The organism is Streptomyces sannanensis (assembly GCF_039536205.1).
Taxonomy (GTDB): Bacteria; Actinomycetota; Actinomycetes; order Streptomycetales; family Streptomycetaceae; genus Streptomyces; species Streptomyces sannanensis.
In genome coordinates this window covers 4,726,653-4,747,027 of sequence record NZ_BAAAYL010000001.1, presented here as the reverse complement: position 1 = coordinate 4,747,027, position 20,375 = coordinate 4,726,653, and the positions used below count along the sequence as shown (strand labels likewise).

Below are 20,375 nucleotides of genomic sequence, written 5' to 3'. Positions count from 1 at the left end.
GGTGAAGCGGTTTACGCCGTTTACACGAGGCCGAGGCGCTGCGCGGCGGCAGCCGCGTCGACCGGCACCGTGACCGGCTGGGGCGCTCCGGCGACCGCCCAGTCCGGGTCCTTGAGGCCGTTTCCGGTGACCGTGCAGACGATCCGCTGGCCCGGGTCGACCTTGCCCAGCTCGGCCGCCTTGAGCAGGCCGGCGACGGACGCGGCGGAGGCGGGCTCCACGAAGACGCCCTCCTGGGCGGCCAACAGCCGGTAGGCGGAGAGGATCTGGCGGTCCGTCACCTCGTCGATGAGGCCGCCCGATTCGTCCCGCGCGGCCAACGCGTACTGCCAGGACGCCGGGTTGCCGATACGGATCGCGGTGGCGATGGTCGACGGGTCCTTGACGACCTCGCCGCGCACGATCGGCGCGGAACCGGAAGCCTGGAAGCCCCACATGCGCGGCCTCTTCGTGGAGACGCCGTCGGCCGCGTATTCGGTGTAACCCTTCCAGTACGCCGTGATGTTGCCGGCGTTGCCGACGGGCAGCACATGGATGTCGGGCGCGTCGCCGAGCATGTCGACGATCTCGAACGCCGCGGTCTTCTGGCCCTCGATACGCACCGGGTTAACCGAATTAACCAGCGCCACCGGGTAGTTCTCGGACAGCGAACGGGCAAGCGTCAGGCAGTCGTCGAAGTTGCCGTCGACCTGGAGGATACGGGCGCCGTGCACCAGCGCCTGGCCCATCTTGCCGAACGCGATCTTACCCTGGGGCACCAGAACGGCGCAGACCATTCCGGCCCGTACCGCGTACGCGGCGGCGGAAGCGGAAGTGTTGCCGGTGGAGGCGCAGATGACCGCCTTGGCACCCTCCTCCTTGGCCTTGGAGATGGCCATGGTCATACCGCGGTCCTTGAAGGAACCGGTGGGGTTGGCACCCTCGACCTTGAGGTGGACCTCGCAGCCCGTGCGCTCGGAGAGCACCTGCGCGGGCACGAGCGGCGTACCGCCCTCGCGGAGCGTGACCACCGGCGTCGTGTCCGTCACCGGAAGCCGGTCGCGATACTCCTCGATGATTCCCCGCCACTGGTGTGTGGTCATGGCTGCTTACTCTCCTTCAACCCGCATGATGCTGGCGACACCGTGCACGGTGTCGAGCTGGCGCAGCGCCTCGACGGTGCCCGACAGGGCAGCGTCGGTCGCGCGATGGGTGACGACGACAAGGGAGGCCTCGCCACCCTTGCCCGTCTGGCGCACCGTGTCGATGGATACGCCGTGCTCGGCGAAGACCGTCGCGCACTGGGCGAGTACACCCGGCTTGTCGGCCACGTCGAGACTGATGTGGTACCGCGTGACGACCTCGCCCATGGAGGACACGGGCAGCCGGCTGTACGCGGACTCGCCGGGACCGGTGACGCCCGCGAGCTTGTTGCGGCAGACCGCGACCAGGTCGCCGAGGACGGCGGAGGCGGTCGGCGCGCCGCCCGCGCCCGGACCGTAGAACATCAGCCGGCCCGAGGCCTCCGACTCGACGAAGACCGCGTTGTACGCCTCGCGGACAGAGGCGAGCGGGTGGCTGAGCGGGATCATCGCCGGGTGGACCCGCGCGGTGACCGACCGGCCGTCGGCGGCGCGCTCGCAGATGGCGAGCAGCTTGATGGTGCAGCCCATCCCCTTCGCGGAGGCGAAGTCGGCCGCAGTGACCTCGGTCATGCCCTCGCGGTAGACGTCGTCGAGGCGCACCCGGGTGTGGAAGGCGATACCGGCCAGGATCGCGGCCTTGGCGGCGGCGTCGAACCCCTCGACGTCGGCGGTCGGGTCGGCCTCGGCGTAACCGAGCGCGGTGGCCTCGTCCAGCGCCTCCTGGTAGCCGGCGCCGGTGGAGTCCATCTTGTCGAGGATGAAGTTGGTGGTGCCGTTGACGATGCCCATCACCCGGTTGATCTTGTCGCCGGCGAGGGACTCGCGCAGCGGGCGGATCAGCGGGATGGCGCCGGCCACGGCGGCCTCGTAGTACAGGTCCCGGCCGTGCCGGCCGGCTGCGGCGTGGAGGGCCGCGCCGTCCTGGGCGAGCAGCGCCTTGTTGGCGGAGACGACGGAGGCGCCGTGCTCGAAGGCGGTGGTGATGAGGGTGCGGGCGGGCTCGATGCCGCCGATGACCTCGACGACGACGTCGATGTCACCGCGTTTGACGAGCGCCGTGGCGTCGGTGGTGATCAGCGACGGGTCGATACCCTCGCGCACCTTGGACGGGCGGCGGACGGCGACGCCGGCGAGCTCCACCGGGGCACCGATCCTCGCCGTGAGGTCGTCGGCGTGCGTCGTCATGATGCGCGCCACCTCTGAGCCGACCACTCCACAGCCCAGCAGCGCCACCTTCAGCGGACGCGTACGCATCATCCGACCTCGTTTCTTGTACTTCATACGGTTTGGACAGTCTCACTCACCGGACGGGACTTCCTGCGTCCCGTCCGGATCCTGAGACATTTCTTTCATTACCCGACATCCAGACGCAGGAGATCCTCCTCCGTCTCGCGCCGGACGATCACCCGCGCCTCACCGTCGCGCACGGCGACGACGGGCGGGCGAAGTGCGTGGTTGTAGTTGCTGGCCATGGCACGGCAGTACGCCCCGGTGGCCGGCACGGCGATCAGATCGCCGGGCGCCAGGTCCGCGGGGAGGAACGCGTCCTTGACCACGATGTCGCCGCTCTCGCAGTGCTTGCCGACGACACGCGAGAGCATCGGCTCGGCGTCCGAGGTGCGCGAGACGAGGGCGACGCTGTACTCGGCGTCGTACAGCGCCGTACGGATGTTGTCCGACATGCCGCCGTCCACGCTCACGTAGGTACGCAGCCCCTCCAGCGGCTTGACGGTGCCGACCTCGTAGAGGGTGAAGGCCGTCGGGCCGACGATGGCCCGCCCCGGCTCGACGGAGATACGCGGCGTCGCCAGCCCCGCGGCTTCACACTCACGGGTGACGATGTCGGTGAGCGCCTTCGCGATCTCGTGCGGCTCGCGCGGATCGTCGTCCGACGTGTAGGCGATACCGAGACCGCCACCGAGGTCGATCTCCGGCAGCTCGACGCCGTGCTCGTCCCTGATCTCCGCCAGCAGGGACACGACCCGGCGGGCCGCGACCTCGAACCCGGCCATGTCGAAGATCTGCGAGCCGATGTGGCTGTGGATACCGATGAGCTCCAGCCCGTCGAGCCGGATCGCACGGCGGACGGCCTCCGCGGCCTGGCCGCCGGCCAGCGCCAGCCCGAACTTCTGGTCCTCGTGCGCCGTGGCGATGAACTCGTGGGTGTGGGCCTCGACGCCCACGGTGACGCGGATCTGAACACGCTGACGCGTGCCGAGGTCCTGGGCGATGTGCGCGACCCGGACGATCTCCTGGAAGGAGTCCAGCACGATCCGGCCGACACCGGCCTTGACCGCCCGCTCGATCTCCGCCACGGACTTGTTGTTGCCGTGGAAGGCGATGCGGTCGGCCGGCATCCCGGCGTCGAGAGCGATCGCCAGCTCTCCGCCGGAGCAGACGTCGAGGTTCAGCCCCTCTTCCCTCAGCCAGCGCACGACTGCCCGGGAGAGAAAGGCCTTCCCGGCGTAGAACACATCCGCGTCCTTGCCGAAGGCATCGGCCCAGGCGCGGCAGCGGGCGCGGAAGTCGGTCTCGTCGAGGAAGTAGGCGGGGGTGCCGAACTCGTCGGCCAGCCGGGTGACTTCGATCCCGCCGACGGTCACGACACCGTCCTCGTTCCTCGCGACCGTCCTCGACCAGACCTTCTCGTCGAGGACGTTGAGGTCGGCGGGCGGGGCGGTGTAGTGCCCCTCGGGAAGGACATCGGCGTGACGGGGCCCGGCGGGGTGTGCGGAACGGCTCATCTTCTTCGCTTCCTCGGATTTTCAGAGGTGTTCGGGTGCGCTGACGCCGAGCAGGGACAGGCCGCCGGCCAGCACCGTCCCGGCGGCTTCGGCGAGGGCGAGCCGGGAACGGTGGGCGGCCGAGGGTTTCTCGTCCCCGATGGGCAGCACGGTGTGCTGGAAGGCGAGGAAGGCGTCGGCGACGACTTCGAGATGCCGGGCCGGCCGGTCGGGCGCCCGGTGCCGGGCAGCGGCCTCCAGGACGGCGGGGTGATCGCGAAGGGCGGCGAGCAGGTCCGGGGCGTCGATCTCCTGCTCGTACGCGGCCGCGAACCCGAGGTCGTGCGCATTCCTGGCGAGGGCCCTGGTACGGGCGTAGGCATACCGCACCTTGAAGAGCGGATTGCTCTCGGACTGCACCAGAAGCCGGCCGTCGGCCTGCGGCCGGTCATGGGCGGCGGCGCGCAGCAGCGCCCAGCGAAGGGCGTCGGCGTCCAGCGCCACGCCGTCCCGGGGAGCCGGCACGACCCGTACTTCTTCCCCGGTGTCCCCGTTCTCCGCGATCTCGGCGTCGGCCCCTTGCGTACGCAGCAACGCGACCACGGCCTCGGTGACGATCCGCGCCCGGAGCTCCGCACCCGGCGCGAACCTCACGTACGTACCGGCGAGCGCGTCCCCGTGCCCGTACCGCATCCCCTGCGCCAGCACGGCCCGTACCAGCCGGCCGTCCGACTCCCTGGCCAGTACGAAATTCAGAAACCCGGGCCCGGTGATCTCCACCCGGTCGACCCCGGGCGCACCTGCGATCTTCGTACGCAGCAGCTCGGCGACCTCTCGCGGGGGCCGCCCCGCGGGCCCGGCCAGCTTCAGCGCCACCCCGCTCGCATAGTCCCCGAGCCCACCCGGCCTGGACCGCTCCACCACGACCCGCTCGGGCACGGGAGCATCCAGCACGCCCTCGCCGACCGCGCGGCGCACTGCGTGCAGCACGGTACGGGAGAGCTCTGCGGGGGTCACGGGACAAGCGTATGGGGAAAGGGGGGGTCCTTCGCGAACCGGTTTCGCCATGCGGTCACCCGCACGTACCCCCCGCCCGCCCGGCCTCGGCGCCCTGCCGCCCTCCCCCACCCGGAGCCGACCGCTCCCGCGCCATCAGCCGCCGCACCAGCCGCACCAGCTCGGTCGGCTCGAAGGGCTTCGCCAGAAACGCGTTCACCCCCGCGGCGAACCCGCTCTCCACCTCGTGCGTCGTGCACGCGCTGACGAGCGCCAGCGGCAGATGCCGCGTCCGCGGATCCGACCGCAGCCGGGCGGCGGTACGCACCCCGTCGAGCCGCGGCATCACCACATCCAGCGTGATCACATCGGGAGACACCCGGTGCACGACGTCCAGACACTCGGCACCGTCGCCCGCGGTCACGACCTCGAAGCCCTCCAGCTCAAGGTTGACCCTGATCAACTGCCGGATGACCTTGTTGTCGTCCACAACCAGGACCCGGCCGGACGCGCCCGACACAACTCGAGGTTAGATCCGCGGCCACGACCGCGTCCGGGTTTTCCCCACTTCCCCCCTCTCCGGGGGATCCGGCCACGCTCACGCAAATACCTGTTCACAGGCACCCCATCGGAGCTGGTAGGGTTCTACCCGTCGCCGCAGAGAGCAGCGACAGCGCCCCCGTAGCTCAGGGGATAGAGCAACGGCCTCCGGAGCCGTGTGCGCAGGTTCGAATCCTGCCGGGGGCACTTCGCATCGAGCAGCGTGATCAACCCGCTGACCTGCGACAGTGCCGTGATCGAAGAGCCGGACCCAGTCCCACTGAGTCCGGCTCTTCGGCGTTGATGCGCACTGATCGCGATAGACCTGCGATAGAGCCCCACACACGATCCGGCTGGTGTCAGACTGCTCCTCGGCCGGTGCCAAGATCTTCATCGGTCGGCCACTCGGGCAGGGATCCGCGCTCCGGCTCTCGCCGGTACAGCTCACGAACGCCAGCGATGCCGCGGGACGCCTCGGCCAGCGCGTCATCGGGTGACCAGATACGGAAGCCGTGGAACAGCTCCGCTATCTGATCGGATTTGTTGCGCAGCTTGCGCTCGTGAGTGATGAACGCTCGACCGCCGTAGCGAATCGCTGTCGCCGCGTGCATGGCATCACGGATGTGGTTCTTCCGGCAGGTTGCCCTGTCCGCTCCTGGAAACAGCGCGGCAAAGACCTGATCATTCCGGGTGGCGTCGTCGTCGCTGCCCAAAACACAGTGATCGAGCCGCGAGTGATCCAGGACCAGCGGTCCGAACGACTCAGCGTAGGAGGCGCTGGTCTCCGTCAAGCTCATCCACTTCTCTGGCCGAGCGTCAGCCAGCTCAGTATCCATGGCGTCGGTTCGTCGCAAGCTGATCCAATTCGAATCATGCAACTTCCGCAGGAGAACAGCCGCATCATCCTGCGCATCCAAGATGTGGGCGTATAGGCCCAGCTCTCGCATGGCTACGACTCCCACTGGATCTTGTAACGAACTGCGGAAACCAGGGGCCCCGGCCGGGGGGCGGGAGTGAGAATCGGCGAGAGTACGCGAACCACCAGGAGGCACGACGCGATGGACGAGCTGCGCTTCGATGAACCGATCGGGTCTATAGCCATCGGACACCGGGACAACAGCCTGATGATCCTCAAGGCGCTTGGCACACACAGCCTGCGCCTGCAGTTGGAGGTGAAGGCCCCGGCGGCCGCCGAGGCGGGACGGGTGCTGCACCTGGAGACCGATCTGTACGCACCCTACGGCAACGGTCACCGCGGCTGGCTCGGCTCGTCCGCGATCACGGTTCCGTTCCGGCAGGGCGAGCTCACGCGGCCACACCTGCAGTACGTACTCACCAGCGCACAGCTCCGTGCCCTGGAAGAGCACCGCTCCGGCGATCTGCGCCTGGAGGTCGAGGTGCGTGCCGTGCTGCCTCAGGCGACCGGGCACCCGGGCTGCCCGCCGGCCGTCCTGTACCTCGATGTCGCGGAGAGCCGGTGGCGCCAGCAGCTCCAAGGGCTCGGCGACACCCTCGCCGTGGAGATGTCCATCCCCTTCCCCGCCGATGACGAGCCTCGCCAGGAAGCCACCCAGTACCTGCTGGACGCGCAACGCCGCCTTGGGAACAACGACGTCGACGGCGCCATCCTTGAGGCCCGCCGAGCCCTGGAGCGCATCCGGGACATCAGCGCATGGTCCTGGCCGGGCAACAAGCAGGCCCGTGAGCGCCTTCGGGACGAACGGTGGTCGTGGATTCGCGCGGCACTGGAGGACCAGGCCAGCGGCGCAATGCACAAGGACGCGATCACCAAGGCGTTCACTTACACCCGCGCCGAGGCGGAGACGATGATCGCCATGGTGGCTGCCCTGCTGCGCATCGTTCCGGTGGCCGCCCCTGGCGACTGACACACGTCAGCGGCAGTTGCCCCTGCTAGGGGCAACGGGTCCAACCAGTCGATCGACGGATCGACCGGCTGGACCCAGCCCCGACCGCTACGCCATCACCTTGTGGAGCAGCCCCACGGCCCCGGAGGCCGCGACAAGAGCGGCTATCGGGCCGCCGGCCATGAAGCCGACGAGCCCCGCCATGGCGGCGGCGGTCAGGATCAGCCCCCACCGCTGGGGCAGAGGCTCCGGGCTGGGGGTGTCGACGTCGCTTGCACTGCGCCTTACTGTTGTCACTACGTGGATCCCATCCGCGTGAGAGCTGAAGCGGCCCCGGTTGCCCCCGGGGCCGTTCGCGTTCCGGCGAACGGCTGGCCGCTACCGCCCGAACCTCTCGGGCGGATTTCCAGTGTGAGGGCGCCTGAAGGCCCCTCAGCAGATGGCGATCAACGCTTTGACCCGCATCTTAAGGTGATAACTAAGAGTAATCTTTTATGCGGGTTAAAACGTTGGGTTCAAAGCGTTGGGGGGAAACGATGCCAGGAGAACTCGATGCGCTTGTGCGCAGGCACCGCCGCCTGAACGAGATGAAGAAAGGGGGGCAGGTCGACGCCGCCTCGGAGGCGCTGCGGGAGCTCTGGGAGGCCAGCAAGCAGCCCAAGTCCATCGCGATTCGGCACTCCCTCTTCAGCAGCAAGGAGCCCCCACCGCCCATGGCGGGGCTCCTCAACCCCCGCGGGATCGCGATGCGCTTCTACCTCCTGGCGCTCTTCGAGGCCCGGTGCCGCCTAGACGTGGGCGAGGAGTGGACCGGCGGCCGTCCGATCGCGGGACGGCGCGGCTGGGCCGACTTCGTGGCCATCGACGGGGCGTACGACGGCGAGAGCGGCAAGTACATGCGCAGCGACACCAAGCAGGACAGGGACCTGGAGACGCTGCGCTTGCGGCAGGTCCAGGGCGCGCTGCGCACGCTGGAGAAGCTGGGAGCCGACCGGCACCAGGCCCTCGTCGACATCCCGACGAAGGACAACGGCCATCGGATCTACGACGCGTTCTCTCTGATGACGGAGAGCGGCCGCGGCCGACTACAGACACCAGACCACTACAGCGTGCCCAAGGTGGAGCGAGGCCAAGCGTTCCGCGTGCCTGCCGGCTTCTTCCTGAACGGCTGGATCCAGGTGCTCCACCCAGCCGAGATCGCCACCTGGCTCATCTTCCAAGCCCTAAGCCAGCACTTTCCCGGCAAGCACGACGACGAGGGGAACTTCCTCTACGGGGATGTGCGCAAAAGCTTCGGTCTGCGCCGGGACGCCTACGAGGACGCCCGGCGCCGCCTCTGCTCCTTCGGGCTGCTCCGGCTCGCTCGCCCCAAGTCTGAGGAGGCCAGCATCTTCAGCCAGCCGACGGCTCCGCGAGAGCGCTACGAGCCGCACCGTTACCAGGTGGTCCACGGCAGTCTTGGTGAGAAAGGCCTCGACAGATGCCTCAAAGAGATCACCTTCCTGCAGAACGAACTACGCAAGAGGAAGAGCTGACCGCAGGCGGCACACGGCCTGCGGCTGCGTCAGGTGACTAGGCCCAGTTCTCGCATATCTACGGCCAGGTGACGTGTAGCTGGCCCATCTGCTTCCCGCGGCCTAGCCCAGGAAGGCGTTCCGCTCCTTCCGCACCCGGTCGTAGAGCTCGCGCAGCCACAGCTGGCGAACGGCGGGCAGCCTCGCCAGCGTGTCCAGGAACACCCGCTTGTCCGGCCGGAACGTGCACATCGGGTGCGGCGGCAGCGGATAGTCGTCGCGGAGGACACCGTCCGGCAGCGTGCCGGAAACCGGAAGCGGCGAGGTCTCCCGGGGGAAGGCCAGATACGCCCAGACCTCCGAGGCCAGCGGCACCGTCGCCGCGGCGCCGGACGGCCGCCACACCCGCAAGTCGGAGCAGGTTCCCGAGGACAGGGCCGGAGATCTCGCAGAACGGAGCAGGTCGGATGACACACACTGCATCAGACCAGTCTCAGCGAAACTGCTCTGCCCTGGTCACGGGGCCGCCAACAGCTCACCTTAGATAGGACAGGACATCGAGCGACTCTACGGCTCGGGACTGACAAGCGAGGGGCCGAAAGCATACGGGCGGCGGGATTCTCGCGAGAGCCCCCGCCGCCTTCAGCGTGCGGTGCTCTAGCTGTTCTCCTCCTGAGAGAGCGGGATGTGGCGTTTCGTCGGTCTTGTCATCGCTCGATGGTGTGACGTTGGGGCATCGCTGCCGGTCAGGAGTTCGGGGTTCGCTTGGGTTATGGCATGAGCATGAGCATGCGCAAGCCGTACCCGAGCGATCTCACCGATGAGCAGTGGGAGCTCGTCGAACCCGTGATCACGGCATGGAAGGCCCGGCATCCGTCAGTCAGCGGGCATCAGGGGAAGTACGCGATGCGGGAGATCGTGAACGCGATCCTCTACCAGAACCGCACGGGCTGTCAGTGGGAGTTCCTGCCCCATGACATGCCCCCGCCCGGAACGGTGAAGTACTACTTCTACCTCTGGCGCGACGAGGGCACCGACCAGGACATTCACGATCTGCTGCGCTGGCAGCTGCGGGAGAAGCGGAAACGATTAGCCGACCCGAGCCTGGTGGTCCTGGACACGCAGAGCATCCACGTGGCCGTCGGAGTCCCGGCCACGACGACGGGCCGGGATGCCGCGAAAAGGGTGCCGGGCAGGAAGAGATGCCTGGCCGTGGACGTGTTGGGGCTCGTCGTCGCTGTCGTCGTGCTCGCGGCCTCCGCGCACGAGAACACCGCCGGCATCGCCCTGCTGGACCAGGTCGCCGGGCAGAGCGGCAGTGATGGACCCTGTCAGTCGCCGCTGACCGACTTCTCGCCGATCTTGCTGTAGTACTCGCGGCAGAATGCCACAAGATCCTCAGCATGTAGCGCACCGTACTCCTCGGGCGACATCTGCTCGACGGCTTGAATGACGTGATGAGCGGACGTCGATCGATAGCCCATCGCACTGTCCTTGTCGGAGATCTCCACGGCCCAGTACTTCACCAGCGTCTGCGACTCCTGAAAGCTGCTGTACGTGATCGTGTCGCGCAGATCCCAGTCTTTGATCGCGACATTCAGCCCTTCAGTAAGAGCCTCGCGGGCGTACGAGACGGCGGCGTCGAGACTCAAGCTATAGAAGGTCAGGGGGCGGCCGTTGGGCTCGCGAGGGATAGCCATGGCCGCACTCTACGGGCACGCACAAGACGGCGGAGCTGCTTTGGCGCAAGTGATCATGACCCGTAAGTTTCCGGCGCGTCGGGCAGTCTGTGGACCTGAGCACTCAAGGTAGCCGGGCCAGGACATCACTTCTCGGAGATTGATCTCCAGCACTACCGCACCCGGTTCATCCCCCCTCAGGCAGATGAACCGCACCTGACGCACGACGGCGACGCTACGGCTGGCATTGTGGCTCTGGACGCCTCTCACCCGCGACCCGCGGAGGACTGAATCGGCTAGGGCAAGTGCCGGGGCCCCTCTACAATGCCAAACATCTTGCTCAGCGTCAGCTCTTCTCTCGCGGCATTGAATTCAACCTTAATCCGAACATTCTCTCTCGCGATCAGTGTGCACATGGCACCCTTCTCGTGATCCGTTGGCGTCTCCGAGGAGAGAAATATTTCCAAATCGGAGCGAGTCCTCTCAGACTGGGATAGGACCATTACGGCGAGAGCCTCGGCTAGTTCGTCGTTGCCGATTTCGAGTATCTGCGCGCAAACTCGGAAGCATTCGATGGATGATTCGATCCCTCCGAGTGCCACGCCCAGCCGATGACGCACAGCCATTGCTGTATCTTCAGTGTCAACTGCAGTATTGAGCAACAGCGCAAATTCGGCAACTCCGGACGTGAACGAATTCTCTCGGTGGCGATTATCTCGGAGGCGCCAGGGAGCTATGTGGAGCCTCAGGAGGAGTTCGTAAAGCCTCGCTGCATCACTAGGCTTCTTGAAGCGTAGGAAGGCGTGCAGCACCGTCGAGGCGTCTCCGGTGCTGCCAACAGCACACAGGAGTCGCATAGTTTCCGCGACGTCTTCGACGCTTCGTAGGGCTCCGAAGCGCGAGAGAGTTCTCTCGGCGACCCATGTGTGCCCTTTTGCGAGGCGCAATTCGGCGACCAGGGCAGGAATGTTCGCTGGTGTAAAAGTTTCAGCGAGAGAGTCCTCGACTTGCCGGAGAAAGCGATGCCACTTCCTCTGGCTTATCTCCTTGAGTGCGAGGAGGACGGTCACAGGTGATTTGTCGGCGCACACTCTAATGAGTGGCTCCGCTGCGCCTCGGGAGCTGGCTTCGCGTAGCGCTGTCTCGATGGATGCGCTGGGCGACTCTTCTTCTGTCGCATGCTCGGGTGCGAAACTTGCGTCCAGTAATATCGAGACCAGGCGATTGCTCTCCACTTCGGGGTTCGGGCCATTTATGGCCCGACCAGCAAAGAATCGGACCAGACTGCTCAATTGCAGCGCATTGGGCTGCTTCTTGCCGGAAAGTATGTCCGACACTAGGTTTCTATTTAGCATTGCAGGCAGATCCATCCCTGCGATACCGGAGCTAATTTCCCGAAGCCCCGGAGTGCCTGCGAGATAGTAGAGCTTGTGTAAGTCGGATAGAACTTGACGCGCCGGCCCGGGAGGAACCACTTCCTCCGTTGGCATGTCCACGCCTTTAGACCCTCGTCGTCCCACGGATCCTCATCCCCCCGCTGTCACGAAGTGGCATGCTCTGTCCCGAAGCGGTGAGGCTACTGGAACTTCGCGCGGCTGACCAGCAACTTTGCTTCATCTCAAAGCACTTGTGGCACTAACTCGCAACCCACTCTTCGGGGTACCGCTCAATGGACTGAGCGGGCCGACTGCGGCAGCGCGCTGCTAGTGCAGCCACACGTGGAAGTGAAGGTGCAGGGATGAGCAAGGGGCGGAAGCGAACGAGCGGGCGGAAGATGCGTCGTCGAGACGTGCTCTTGGCAGCCATTGGCGGCCTTTGCTCGGGCCTGGTTCGTGGGGTTCTCGATCTGTTGAGGTAGATCAAGGGATGCCAGCTTGGGGCTATGAGTCAGTCACCGATCCCCCTTAGAAGACTCATGAAGATCTTGCTGAGGGGCTGTCCGGCCGTAGGCCGGGCGGCCCCTCGGTTTATGCGGTGGCCGGGCTGATCGTCCAGGTGCTGCCAGCGCGGGTGAGTCCGAGGTTGATCAGCCGGCGGAGGTTGAGGGCGGCGGCTCGGGTGTGGAGCCAGGTGTCATTGGCGATGGTGCCGCGGTAGCGGAGTTTGCGGTTGCCGTGGTGGACGAGCCAGGCGCCGGCGCGTTCGACCGGTGGTCTCCAGCGGCGGTAGTCGGCTTGCCAGTCGGGATCGGTAGCGGCCTGGCGGCGGGCGGCTGCGAGCAGGTCGTGGTGTGGGCGGATGGTCAGGATGCGGCCGGCCTTGGCCTTGGTGCACCGCTCGCGCAGGGGACATCCGGTGCAGAGTTTCCCGAAGGCCGCCTTGCGCTGGTGGTGCTGTCCGCCGGGGTCCGACAGGGGGACCGCGTGTCCGGCGGGGCAGGTCACCGTGGCGGCGGCGGTGCCGATGGCGAAGTCGTCCAGGGTGAAGCCGCCGGGGACGGCCGCCCGTAGCGGGGCGGGTTTGAGGAACAGCCGGTGCCCTGCGTCCTCGAGGGCCTGGCGGGCCTCGCCGGCGGAGTAGGCGGTGTCGCCGAAGGCGTCCACCGGCCCGTCCTCCTCGGCGAGAAGGTCCAGGCCGACGGTGGCCTCGTGGTGCTCTGGGCCGCTTCCGGGCCGCAGGGCGACGGCGGTGTATAACCCGGTCTCGGGCTCGATGGCCAGGTGGGCCTTGTAGCCGTCCTGCTGGTGGGTGCGGGTTTTGTGGATGTGCCGGGCCTCGGGGTCGACGGTGGAGACCATCCGGTCCTGCGCGGTGCCACGGGTGATGCGCCAGCGCCCGTCGCGGCCGTCGGAGTCCTCGGCGGGTTCGACGTCTTGACCTGCGACCAGGGCCAGGATGCCGACGGCATTCGCGGCCTTCTCGCCCAGCTCCTGCTCGGGCAGATGCCCGAGCAGCCTGAGCGCGTCACCGACCAGGGCGTCAACGAGGGCAGCACGGGCCTGCTCGTCGTTCCAGGCGATCCTTGGTTTGCCCGGGTCGCTGTAGTCATGCGCGGTGCACTGCACGGCTGCCACCTGGTCAGCTCCCGGTACCTCGCGGATTACCGCACGGACGGCGGCGATGAGTTGGGTGACGGTGTCCTGGGTGGCGACTGCGTCGTCCAGCACCGTGGAGTCCAGCGCCCGCCGCTGCTTGCCCCTGAGGACACCGGTGGCCTTCACCACCTCGCGCACCGCCTCACCCGTTCAACCAACCTGGGCGTACGCTCCAGCGCCGCCCGGAAGCCGTCGATCTCGGCCACGTCGATCCTGACTTCGACGATGCTCCTGCTCGCACGCTACGGGGGTGCGGCGCACAACGGTTCCTTTCGAGGCAGTGAGCGGTGATTGGCAGATCTGTTTCAGACCTTCGCGCAAGCCCCCAGATCGGGCATCCAGGATGTGGAACGCATCTACCAATCATTGCCGGGGCGGCTTACGCGGCCGCCAACTCGCACCATACGACCTTCCCTCGATTGCCGTCTCTCGTCAGCAGCTGCCACCCCCACAGGTCGGCGTACGCCCGGACCAACCCCAGCCCCCGCCCTTCCTCCACGTCGGCGACCTGCTCGAGCGGCACGGGTGGCTCAGGCGGCTCGGGGTCGGCGTCCCAGGCCCCGAGGCGCAGTACGCCGGCGGACCAGCGCACGCGGAGTGCGGCCGGGCCCTTGGTGTGGCGTACGGCGTTCGAGACCAGCTCCGCCGCGAGGAGTTCGGCGGTGTCCACCAGGCGGATCAGGCCGTGCATGGTGAGGATGAGGCGGAGGGTGCGGCGACTGATGGTGACGGCGCGCAGGTCGTTAGGGATGTAAAGGCAGTACTCCCAGGGTTCGGTCGGGTATTCAGGCATGCGTCAGCTCCGTTCGGATTGGGAGGGTTGCGGGGCAAGCGGTGGCATTGCCGCAGCCGTCATGGCACGACGGAGCAGTGCACTTCCGCAGCGTGTGCGTTACATCACTGACGGTATGGCATAAAATTGTTCCACTACAAGCCGGTCGCGTAACCTGGCACCGAACGAGTCACCGCACCAAGGCCGTTGAAGGCGAGGAGGATGTCATGCCGCCCAGACTGCAACCGACGGCACGTCAGGTTCGTCTGGGTGCTGAATTGCGCAAACTACGTGACGCCGCAGGGCTCAGGGCCCGTGAGGCCGCCGCGCTGCTCGGGTCCAACTCGGTCCAGATGAGTCACATCGAGTCCGGGATTGCGGGCGTCAGCGAGGAACGCGTACGGCGTCTTGCCGCTCATTACAGCTGCACGGACGAGGGGTTGCTCTCAGCGCTGGTGACCATGGCGACTGAACGAACGCGCGGCTGGTGGGATGAGTACCGCGATCTACTGCCCCAGCCGTTCCTCGACCTCGCCGAGTTGGAGCACCACGCCAGCTACCGGTGGGACGTGGACTTCCTGCACGTCCCAGGCCTATTGCAGACCGAGGACTACGCCCTGGCCCTCTTCTCGTACGTGAACCCGGAATTCCCGAAGAGCGATGTGGAGCGCTGGGTGGAACACCGGATGAAGCGCACAGTCATCATCGAACGGCCCGACCCGATCCCGTATGAGACGGTGATCCACGAGGCAGCGCTGCGCATCAGGGTCGGCGACCGAGCCGCAGCACGGGCTCAGCTCGCCCGCGTCCTGGAACTCTCTGAAGCCGACCACGTCACCGTACGCGTCATCCCCTTCGACCTGGACGGCTTCGCCGGAGCAGGAAGCGCCATGGTGTACGCAGGTGGTCCGGTCCCCAAACTGGACACCGTCGTGCGTGACGGACCCAATGGCCCTGCGTTCATCGACGCCGAAGCCCAACTCGGCCGCTACCGAACGCTCTTCCGTAGGGTAGAAGCGGCATCGCTCGAACCCGAGCGTTCGCGTGACCTCATCCTCCGGATGACGAAGGAGCTGTGAGTCCATGATGACCCCCCATACCTGGCAAAAGTCGTCCTACTCCGGCGGTGGCCAGGGCGACGCCTGCGTGGAGGTTGCACATCGCCACACCCACATAGCCATCCGCGACTCGAAGGCCCCGGCCAGGGCCGCCCTCTCCTTCCCGACCGGAGCCTTCACCACCTTCATCGAGGCCCTGAAGGGCGACGCGTACTCCACGATGACGGACTTCACCAGGTTCCGAGGCTGATCCACCTCGTTCCCCCGAGCCGCGCCCAGCTCGCACGCGAACACCTGCAACGACACCATCGCCACCAGCGGCTGGAGCAGCATCGGCGTCGCCGGGATGCGGATCAGGTCGGCGTACGGCACTACCGCCTCATCCCCGACCAGCAGGCGCTCCTCGCGTTCCTGGCTCCTGGCGGGATCCGAACCTTTGATCAATCGCCGCTGACCTACCGGTTCAGCCGGACAACCGTCTCAATCACCAGCTGCCCGCCCCCAACCGGCGACTTCGCCCGTTCCCATGTCCCGTGCCCCCCGCCGGGGGCACTCGCCGGTGGCGAGCCAGCACCTTCAGCGGTGGCAACAACGAGTGCGTCGAGGTCGCCGCCAACATCCCCGGCCTCATCCCCGTGCGGGACAGCAAGCGCCCCACCGGCCCCGTGATCGCCTTCGGCCCGCGTGCCTGGAACGCGTTCATCACGCACGTGAGCTGAACGGAACGGCGTGGCTGGATCCGACATACGGTGAACAGGTTCATGTGACCCTCCGTCCCGTGAGGTGCTGGATGTAGCTAGGAGTTGCCGCCGCTTTCTCGCGACGGGCTACCTCCCGCCGACCCACTGCTACGGTCGCGTGTATGACGCTCTCGGTCTCCACGGGTCAGGCTGTTGATCTACGGGTGCAGCCGGTTGGCGAGGTTCTTGATCGTGTCGAGCGGTCCCTCCAGGTGCGCTTGCTCCCGGACACGGTGGTGCGCAAGCGTCGGTCTGTGGGAGCCCGGACAGACCGCGATACCTGGGTCCGGGTCGAGCGGCGCTTGCTCGACAAGATCACCGACCAAGGGTGGAACGGCACCGAATGTGCCGCCCGTTTGGCAGGCGTCGCCCAGCCCGCATGGCAAGGATGTGTGGTCTGGCGGGACGCAGACGGTCCGGTGATGTGGCGGGCCGACGAAACTGAGCTCCTGCCGGGTGCTCCTGTCGGAAGCGCCGTCGTGAGTGAGGTCCCGGAACTGCCGGATGAGTGGTGGGAGGCGTTGAACGCTTCGCTGGACGCGCTTGCGGCTCAGGACACGAGGCGGGTCGCCACGCCGGACACCGACACCATCACCCAGGAACTGGTCACCGAGTCCATCCGAGGTGTCTTCCCCGGCGACTTCGATACGACCGTGAAGCGGTGGGTGCCGGCACACGCGGACCTGAACTGGGCCAACGTGACCGCTCCGGTGTTCAGCCTCTTCGACTGGGAGGACTGGGGTGACGCGCCGCTGGGGCTGGATTCCGCCTCGCTGTGGGCGAGCTCCCTTGCTGTCCCGGCTCTGGCCGGTCGTGTACGGCAGGAGCGCCGGTCCGACTTCGAGAGCCGGGACGGCAAGCTGATGACGTTGTTCGTCTGCTCGAAGATCCTCGGGCCGTACGCGCACCCGGAGGACCCTCGGCTGGAACCCGCACGACGCATGGCTGAGCAGGTCATCGAGGAGCTTCAGGCGGGCTGATCACGCGAGCGGTCACGAAGGAGTCTCCGGTACTCCTCGATGGTCCGCTCCTCGACCTCGCCGGCCAAGGCATCGACAAGTTCGCCCAGATGGGCGGGTTCGTCGGTGCCCACGGCAACGGAGTCGACCCGCGGAAAGTGATAGGCGGCCCGAAAGGCCGCCTGCACGCGGGAGAGCCGACTGCTGTCCCGTAGGAAGACGCGCGGGTCGATCCTGGCCCACACCGGGGCGCCGGCGCTGCCTCCGAAGGGACTCATCCCCCACACCATGCCGTCGCCCAGGTCCCATTCCTTGATGAGGGCGTCAGCGGCATCGAGCGTTCTGGCTCCGACCAGCAGGCCGGCGCGGACCATGAGGGCCGATGGCCTTGGTGCCGTCGTGTCGATCAGATTCAGCAGCGTTGACGGGTCCCAGGACGCGACACCCCAGGCGGCGCACAACCCCTTCACCGCAGCGTCGTCGAGGGCGGTGCACGCCTGGACGAGCACGTCCCGGTTGTGCGGGGCGGCTTCGCGGAGCGAGTGTTCCGGGTTGTGCAGAAACACCAGGTCAGGCTCCCGCCCGAGGTCCTCGGCCACCCGTTCCATAGCCGCGTGCAGCCGTACGGGGTCCAGGGAGTGCTCCACCCCGTCCCGCCCCGGGAAATAGCCGACCTTCGTGGAGACCGTGAACCTCGGCAGCAGATCACCGGCTGTCCGTGCCAGGATCTGATGCGAGCGGAAGCCGAGGTAGCTGCTGCTGGTGTCGATCGCGGTGACACCGAGATCCAATGCGCCGGTCAGGAGACGGCGTTCGTGACGAGACCGGTGTGGCCCGAGGACAACTCGGGTGTCAGCACCGCGCACAGCTCCTCCTTTACCAGGATCTCGGCGAGCTCCGTCACTTCGACCCCGACAACGGCCGCCGCCTGCTCCAGCGGGACCGGCCTGCCGCTCAGCAGCATCCGCAGCGCGGGCAGGGCCTTGGCCGAGAGGGTGAGCTTCTTCCCTGAGGACACGATGTCGACGGTCTCTCCGTTCTCCTGGACCCGGGGTGGGAAGTGGGTGGTGCACACCACGGCTCGAGCGGCCCGAGGATGTCGAGGAACGGCACGTGGCGCGGCAGCGTCGTCTCCTGCTCGTACGCGGTCAGGAAGTCGGACGGAGAGCGTTCGCCGACCAGCGTGGTGGCGGCCTCGATCAGGGCCTCGCTGTCGGGTCCGTGCCGGCGGTCCAGGTCATGCCGGAAGATCTCGTGTTCGCGGCACCAGTCGGCCAGCCAGGCGAGCCAGCTGGCTCCAGTGCGTTTGGTGATGCCGAACGTGACGTGGAGGTTCTTTCCCGAGCCGCTGCCGGTCCGGGTCGTCTGATGCCAGTGCCCTCGGGGGATGTGCATGACGTCACCGGTCCTCATGACGCCGGACCAGATGATCTCGTCGCTCGGGGTGTTGTTCGGGTCGGAGTCTCGGTACATAGGCACCGCTCCCGTGCACATCCCCTGGTCAAGTGTGCCGAATGCGGCCGTCCCGGCCCGGCCGAGCACTCCCGGACGGCCTCTGCAACCCCTGCCGTACCGTGCTCCGGAAGCCGGAATCGCCCCGACAAGGCGGCCCCAGAGCAGGGCGAACGCGATGTCGCAGCCCTCGTCGCCGACCTCTGCAACCTGATGCGCAGCCCCTGAACGGCCCGCGCAGAGCTCGGCGGGAGGCCGGCGGAGTTCAGCCCCGGCGTCGCCGCGATGGCCGGTCCCCGGCGGTTGCCCCGGATCAGATGTCGGACAGCGTCGCCGCCAGCGACTGGAACCAGGCGCCGTGGGAGAACGGCTCAGGCGGGCCGACCTCCATGCCGAGTTCGGCGGCTGCCAAGGCGTAGTCCCCCTCGTCCAGGGGGAGGGCGAGCAGCTCGTGGAGTTCGCCCACGAGGCGTGCGACCAGCTGAGGGTCGGTGGTGGCGGCGTAGTCGGCGACGGCGGAGTCGTGGTCGGGAAACTCGTCGACGATGTCCTGCGAGAACCAGCCGCCGAGCAGTTGCGCGGTTTCCGGGAAGCGCGCGTGCCACTCCCAGTGAGTCTGCGGGGACGACGGTTCGGGGACGTCGCCCTCCTCGACGCTCTTCTTTAGGTGGTCGGCCAGCACCAACAGCCAGCCGCCGATCTCCGACTGCGGCTTCCCGGTGTCCGGGATCGCGTAGAACTCGCCCAAGCCCTGCCGGATGCGGCCCGGAGGGTTGCGGCTGTACTCGCGCAGCTGGCGCTCCGCCTCCGCGATGGCGGAGGGGCGGGTGTGCCAGGTGTGACGGAGGTACGCGTCCAGCGCGCGACTGCGCCGCTCCGGGGTGTCGTCGGCCGGCTGCCCCAGGTACGCGCGCATCACCTGGTCCAGCTCGCCATACCGGCGGTCGTGTTCGAGGGGCTTCATGGACATGTGCGTGCGGCCCCTACAGGTAGAACGGGACGGTCGTGTGGACGACGAAACCGTGCGGGCTCGACGGCTCGCGGCGCAGCACCACGCGCGCCGCGCGGACGTCGACGGGTCCGCGGCCCGCCAGCAGCTCGGCTTCCAGCTGGACCCGGCCCACGGGCTCCTCGCGGGAGGGCCAGGCGGCCTCGACGGTGAGGCGGGCCCGGGTGTTCTGGGCGAGCCAGCGGTGGATGGCCTGCTCGTTGGCGGTCACCACCTGCTGGGTGGCCCAGTGGGCGGTCTCCCGGTCGGGGTAGGTAGCGGAACGGGTCAGCACGGGGGCATCCTCTCAAAGCGCCCGGTCAGAGGGCGGGCGGCTCAGTAGTCGGCGAAGTTCCAGAACATGCCGACCTCAGTGTCCGTGACGACGATCAGGCCGCAGTCCTCCGTGTAGACGCTCAGCGGGCTGTACGCCCAGCTCGACGACGTGAAGTCGAGCGTGCCGCGCACGTGGCCGGGCATTTTGATGTTGGTGTGATACGTGGCCTTGTCCCCGTAACGCGCGAGGATCGTGCGTGCCATGGCCCGCAGTTCCTCCTCGCTCTCCGTGAAGCGCCTCAGGTTGGACAGGGTGCACCTGTCGTCCGTGAGGGCCAGCAGCAGGTTCTCGGCGCTGTCCCGGTCGATCTCCTGGAGGCGCACCGCGATGTACTCCGGGGGATGGACGGCGAACGGGAACGTGGGGAACCCCTCGCGCTCCGGGTCCTGCGCCGCGTCGTCGAGACCGGCCCAGCCGCGCGGGTCCGGGACCCGGGCCATCAGAGCGAGGACGTCGAGGACCCAGTCCTCGTGGCGGCGCGGGCCCGTGGCGTCGTACGGGTACGCGTCCTCGTACAGATGGCGTACCGCGGCTTCCCAGGACTTCTGGTCGACGGACATGGGGTGCGGACCTTTCTCGGGTCTTTACGGGCT

The 20,375-nt window shown here is 67.4% G+C and carries 21 protein-coding genes, 1 tRNA gene and 3 pseudogenes; 8 read left to right on the top strand and 17 right to left on the bottom strand.

Going from position 1 to position 20,375, the window contains the following annotated elements:
* Positions 1 to 20 precede the first annotated feature (20 nt).
* From thrC to ABD858_RS22325, 5 genes are all read right to left on the bottom strand, one after another.
* Positions 21 to 1,082 carry a threonine synthase gene (gene thrC / locus ABD858_RS22345; protein WP_345040410.1) on the bottom strand — a complete coding sequence of 354 codons (1,062 nt, stop codon included), beginning with the start codon at positions 1,080 to 1,082 and terminating at the stop codon, positions 21 to 23.
* A 6-nt stretch (positions 1,083 to 1,088) separates the two neighbouring features.
* Complete coding sequence (locus ABD858_RS22340) at positions 1,089 to 2,378, bottom strand: homoserine dehydrogenase (RefSeq protein ID WP_345044775.1); 1,290 nt, start codon at positions 2,376 to 2,378, stop codon at positions 1,089 to 1,091.
* Positions 2,379 to 2,476: 98 nt separating this feature from the next.
* Positions 2,477 to 3,868: a diaminopimelate decarboxylase gene (gene lysA, locus ABD858_RS22335; RefSeq protein ID WP_345040408.1), complete on the bottom strand. Its 1,392-nt coding sequence runs from the start codon at positions 3,866 to 3,868 to the stop codon at positions 2,477 to 2,479.
* 21 nt (positions 3,869 to 3,889) lie between these two features.
* Positions 3,890 to 4,864: an ArgS-related anticodon-binding protein NrtL gene (gene nrtL, locus ABD858_RS22330; protein WP_345040406.1), complete on the bottom strand. Its 975-nt coding sequence runs from the start codon at positions 4,862 to 4,864 to the stop codon at positions 3,890 to 3,892.
* A gap of 55 nt (positions 4,865 to 4,919) precedes the next feature.
* Positions 4,920 to 5,363, bottom strand: a complete 444-nt coding sequence (locus tag ABD858_RS22325) for a response regulator (protein ID WP_345040404.1) — start codon at positions 5,361 to 5,363, stop codon at positions 4,920 to 4,922.
* 155 nt (positions 5,364 to 5,518) lie between these two features.
* Here ABD858_RS22325 and ABD858_RS22320 point away from each other — a divergent pair.
* A tRNA-Arg gene (locus tag ABD858_RS22320) sits at positions 5,519 to 5,590 on the top strand.
* A gap of 152 nt (positions 5,591 to 5,742) precedes the next feature.
* Here ABD858_RS22320 and ABD858_RS22315 read toward each other — a convergent pair.
* Positions 5,743 to 6,300: a hypothetical protein gene (locus tag ABD858_RS22315; RefSeq protein ID WP_345040402.1), complete on the bottom strand. Its 558-nt coding sequence runs from the start codon at positions 6,298 to 6,300 to the stop codon at positions 5,743 to 5,745.
* 141 nt (positions 6,301 to 6,441) lie between these two features.
* Between ABD858_RS22315 and ABD858_RS22310 the strand changes: the two genes are divergently transcribed.
* Positions 6,442 to 7,269 carry a hypothetical protein gene (locus ABD858_RS22310; protein WP_345040400.1) on the top strand — a complete coding sequence of 276 codons (828 nt, stop codon included), beginning with the start codon at positions 6,442 to 6,444 and terminating at the stop codon, positions 7,267 to 7,269.
* Positions 7,270 to 7,356: 87 nt separating this feature from the next.
* Here ABD858_RS22310 and ABD858_RS22305 read toward each other — a convergent pair whose 3' ends face one another.
* Positions 7,357 to 7,545 carry a hypothetical protein gene (locus ABD858_RS22305; RefSeq protein ID WP_345040398.1) on the bottom strand — a complete coding sequence of 63 codons (189 nt, stop codon included), beginning with the start codon at positions 7,543 to 7,545 and terminating at the stop codon, positions 7,357 to 7,359.
* A 290-nt stretch (positions 7,546 to 7,835) separates the two neighbouring features.
* Between ABD858_RS22305 and ABD858_RS22300 the strand changes: the two genes are divergently transcribed.
* Positions 7,836 to 8,783 (top strand): hypothetical protein, encoded by a 948-nt coding sequence (locus ABD858_RS22300; protein WP_345040396.1) that lies wholly within the window; start codon positions 7,836 to 7,838, stop codon positions 8,781 to 8,783.
* Positions 8,784 to 8,885: 102 nt separating this feature from the next.
* On the opposite strand, the gene ABD858_RS22295 is transcribed toward ABD858_RS22300, so the two are convergent.
* Positions 8,886 to 9,173 carry a hypothetical protein gene (locus ABD858_RS22295; protein ID WP_345040394.1) on the bottom strand — a complete coding sequence of 96 codons (288 nt, stop codon included), beginning with the start codon at positions 9,171 to 9,173 and terminating at the stop codon, positions 8,886 to 8,888.
* A gap of 372 nt (positions 9,174 to 9,545) precedes the next feature.
* On the opposite strand from ABD858_RS22295, the pseudogene ABD858_RS22290 reads away from it, so the two are divergent.
* A pseudogene (locus tag ABD858_RS22290) lies at positions 9,546 to 10,079 on the top strand (IS5 family transposase); the annotation flags it as partial.
* 14 nt (positions 10,080 to 10,093) lie between these two features.
* Here ABD858_RS22290 and ABD858_RS22285 read toward each other — a convergent pair.
* The 4 genes and pseudogenes from ABD858_RS22285 to ABD858_RS22270 all read right to left on the bottom strand — a co-directional run bounded on the left by ABD858_RS22285 (position 10,094) and on the right by ABD858_RS22270 (position 14,269).
* Positions 10,094 to 10,462 carry a hypothetical protein gene (locus tag ABD858_RS22285; protein WP_345040391.1) on the bottom strand — a complete coding sequence of 123 codons (369 nt, stop codon included), beginning with the start codon at positions 10,460 to 10,462 and terminating at the stop codon, positions 10,094 to 10,096.
* A gap of 275 nt (positions 10,463 to 10,737) precedes the next feature.
* Positions 10,738 to 11,511, bottom strand: coding sequence for a hypothetical protein (locus tag ABD858_RS22280; RefSeq protein ID WP_345040388.1), 774 nt, complete (start codon positions 11,509 to 11,511; stop codon positions 10,738 to 10,740).
* A gap of 897 nt (positions 11,512 to 12,408) precedes the next feature.
* Positions 12,409 to 13,620, bottom strand: a pseudogene (locus ABD858_RS22275) (transposase); the annotation flags it as partial.
* A gap of 235 nt (positions 13,621 to 13,855) precedes the next feature.
* Positions 13,856 to 14,269 (bottom strand): ATP-binding protein, encoded by a 414-nt coding sequence (locus ABD858_RS22270; protein ID WP_345040386.1) that lies wholly within the window; start codon positions 14,267 to 14,269, stop codon positions 13,856 to 13,858.
* Positions 14,270 to 14,475: 206 nt separating this feature from the next.
* On the opposite strand from ABD858_RS22270, the gene ABD858_RS22265 reads away from it, so the two are divergent.
* From ABD858_RS22265 to ABD858_RS22250, 4 genes are all read left to right on the top strand, one after another.
* Complete coding sequence (locus ABD858_RS22265) at positions 14,476 to 15,327, top strand: helix-turn-helix domain-containing protein (protein WP_345040384.1); 852 nt, start codon at positions 14,476 to 14,478, stop codon at positions 15,325 to 15,327.
* A 4-nt stretch (positions 15,328 to 15,331) separates the two neighbouring features.
* A complete protein-coding gene (locus ABD858_RS22260; RefSeq protein ID WP_345040381.1) occupies positions 15,332 to 15,556 on the top strand; it encodes a DUF397 domain-containing protein in 225 nt (74 codons plus the stop codon).
* Between the two features lie 283 nt (positions 15,557 to 15,839).
* Positions 15,840 to 16,025, top strand: a complete 186-nt coding sequence (locus ABD858_RS22255; protein ID WP_345040379.1) for a DUF397 domain-containing protein — start codon at positions 15,840 to 15,842, stop codon at positions 16,023 to 16,025.
* A 143-nt stretch (positions 16,026 to 16,168) separates the two neighbouring features.
* The gene (locus tag ABD858_RS22250) at positions 16,169 to 17,026 is read left to right on the top strand and encodes a hypothetical protein (protein ID WP_345040377.1); all 858 of its coding nucleotides are present in this window, start codon (positions 16,169 to 16,171) and stop codon (positions 17,024 to 17,026) included.
* Here ABD858_RS22250 and ABD858_RS22245 read toward each other — a convergent pair.
* The 5 genes and pseudogenes from ABD858_RS22245 to ABD858_RS22225 all read right to left on the bottom strand — a co-directional run bounded on the left by ABD858_RS22245 (position 17,014) and on the right by ABD858_RS22225 (position 20,342).
* A complete protein-coding gene (locus ABD858_RS22245; RefSeq protein ID WP_345040374.1) occupies positions 17,014 to 17,871 on the bottom strand; it encodes an aldo/keto reductase in 858 nt (285 codons plus the stop codon). The genes ABD858_RS22250 and ABD858_RS22245 overlap by 13 nt on opposite strands.
* Positions 17,805 to 18,484, bottom strand: a pseudogene (locus ABD858_RS22240) (JmjC domain-containing protein); the annotation flags it as partial. The gene ABD858_RS22245 and the pseudogene ABD858_RS22240, both read right to left, overlap by 67 nt.
* Positions 18,485 to 18,770: 286 nt before the next feature.
* A complete protein-coding gene (locus tag ABD858_RS22235) occupies positions 18,771 to 19,427 on the bottom strand; it encodes a contact-dependent growth inhibition system immunity protein (protein ID WP_345040372.1) in 657 nt (218 codons plus the stop codon).
* 13 nt (positions 19,428 to 19,440) lie between these two features.
* A complete protein-coding gene (locus tag ABD858_RS22230) occupies positions 19,441 to 19,740 on the bottom strand; it encodes an RNase A-like domain-containing protein (RefSeq protein WP_345040369.1) in 300 nt (99 codons plus the stop codon).
* A 41-nt stretch (positions 19,741 to 19,781) separates the two neighbouring features.
* On the bottom strand, positions 19,782 to 20,342 hold the full coding sequence (locus ABD858_RS22225) for a hypothetical protein (protein WP_345040367.1): 561 nt from the start codon (positions 20,340 to 20,342) through the stop codon (positions 19,782 to 19,784).
* Between the last annotated feature and the right edge of the window lie 33 nt (positions 20,343 to 20,375).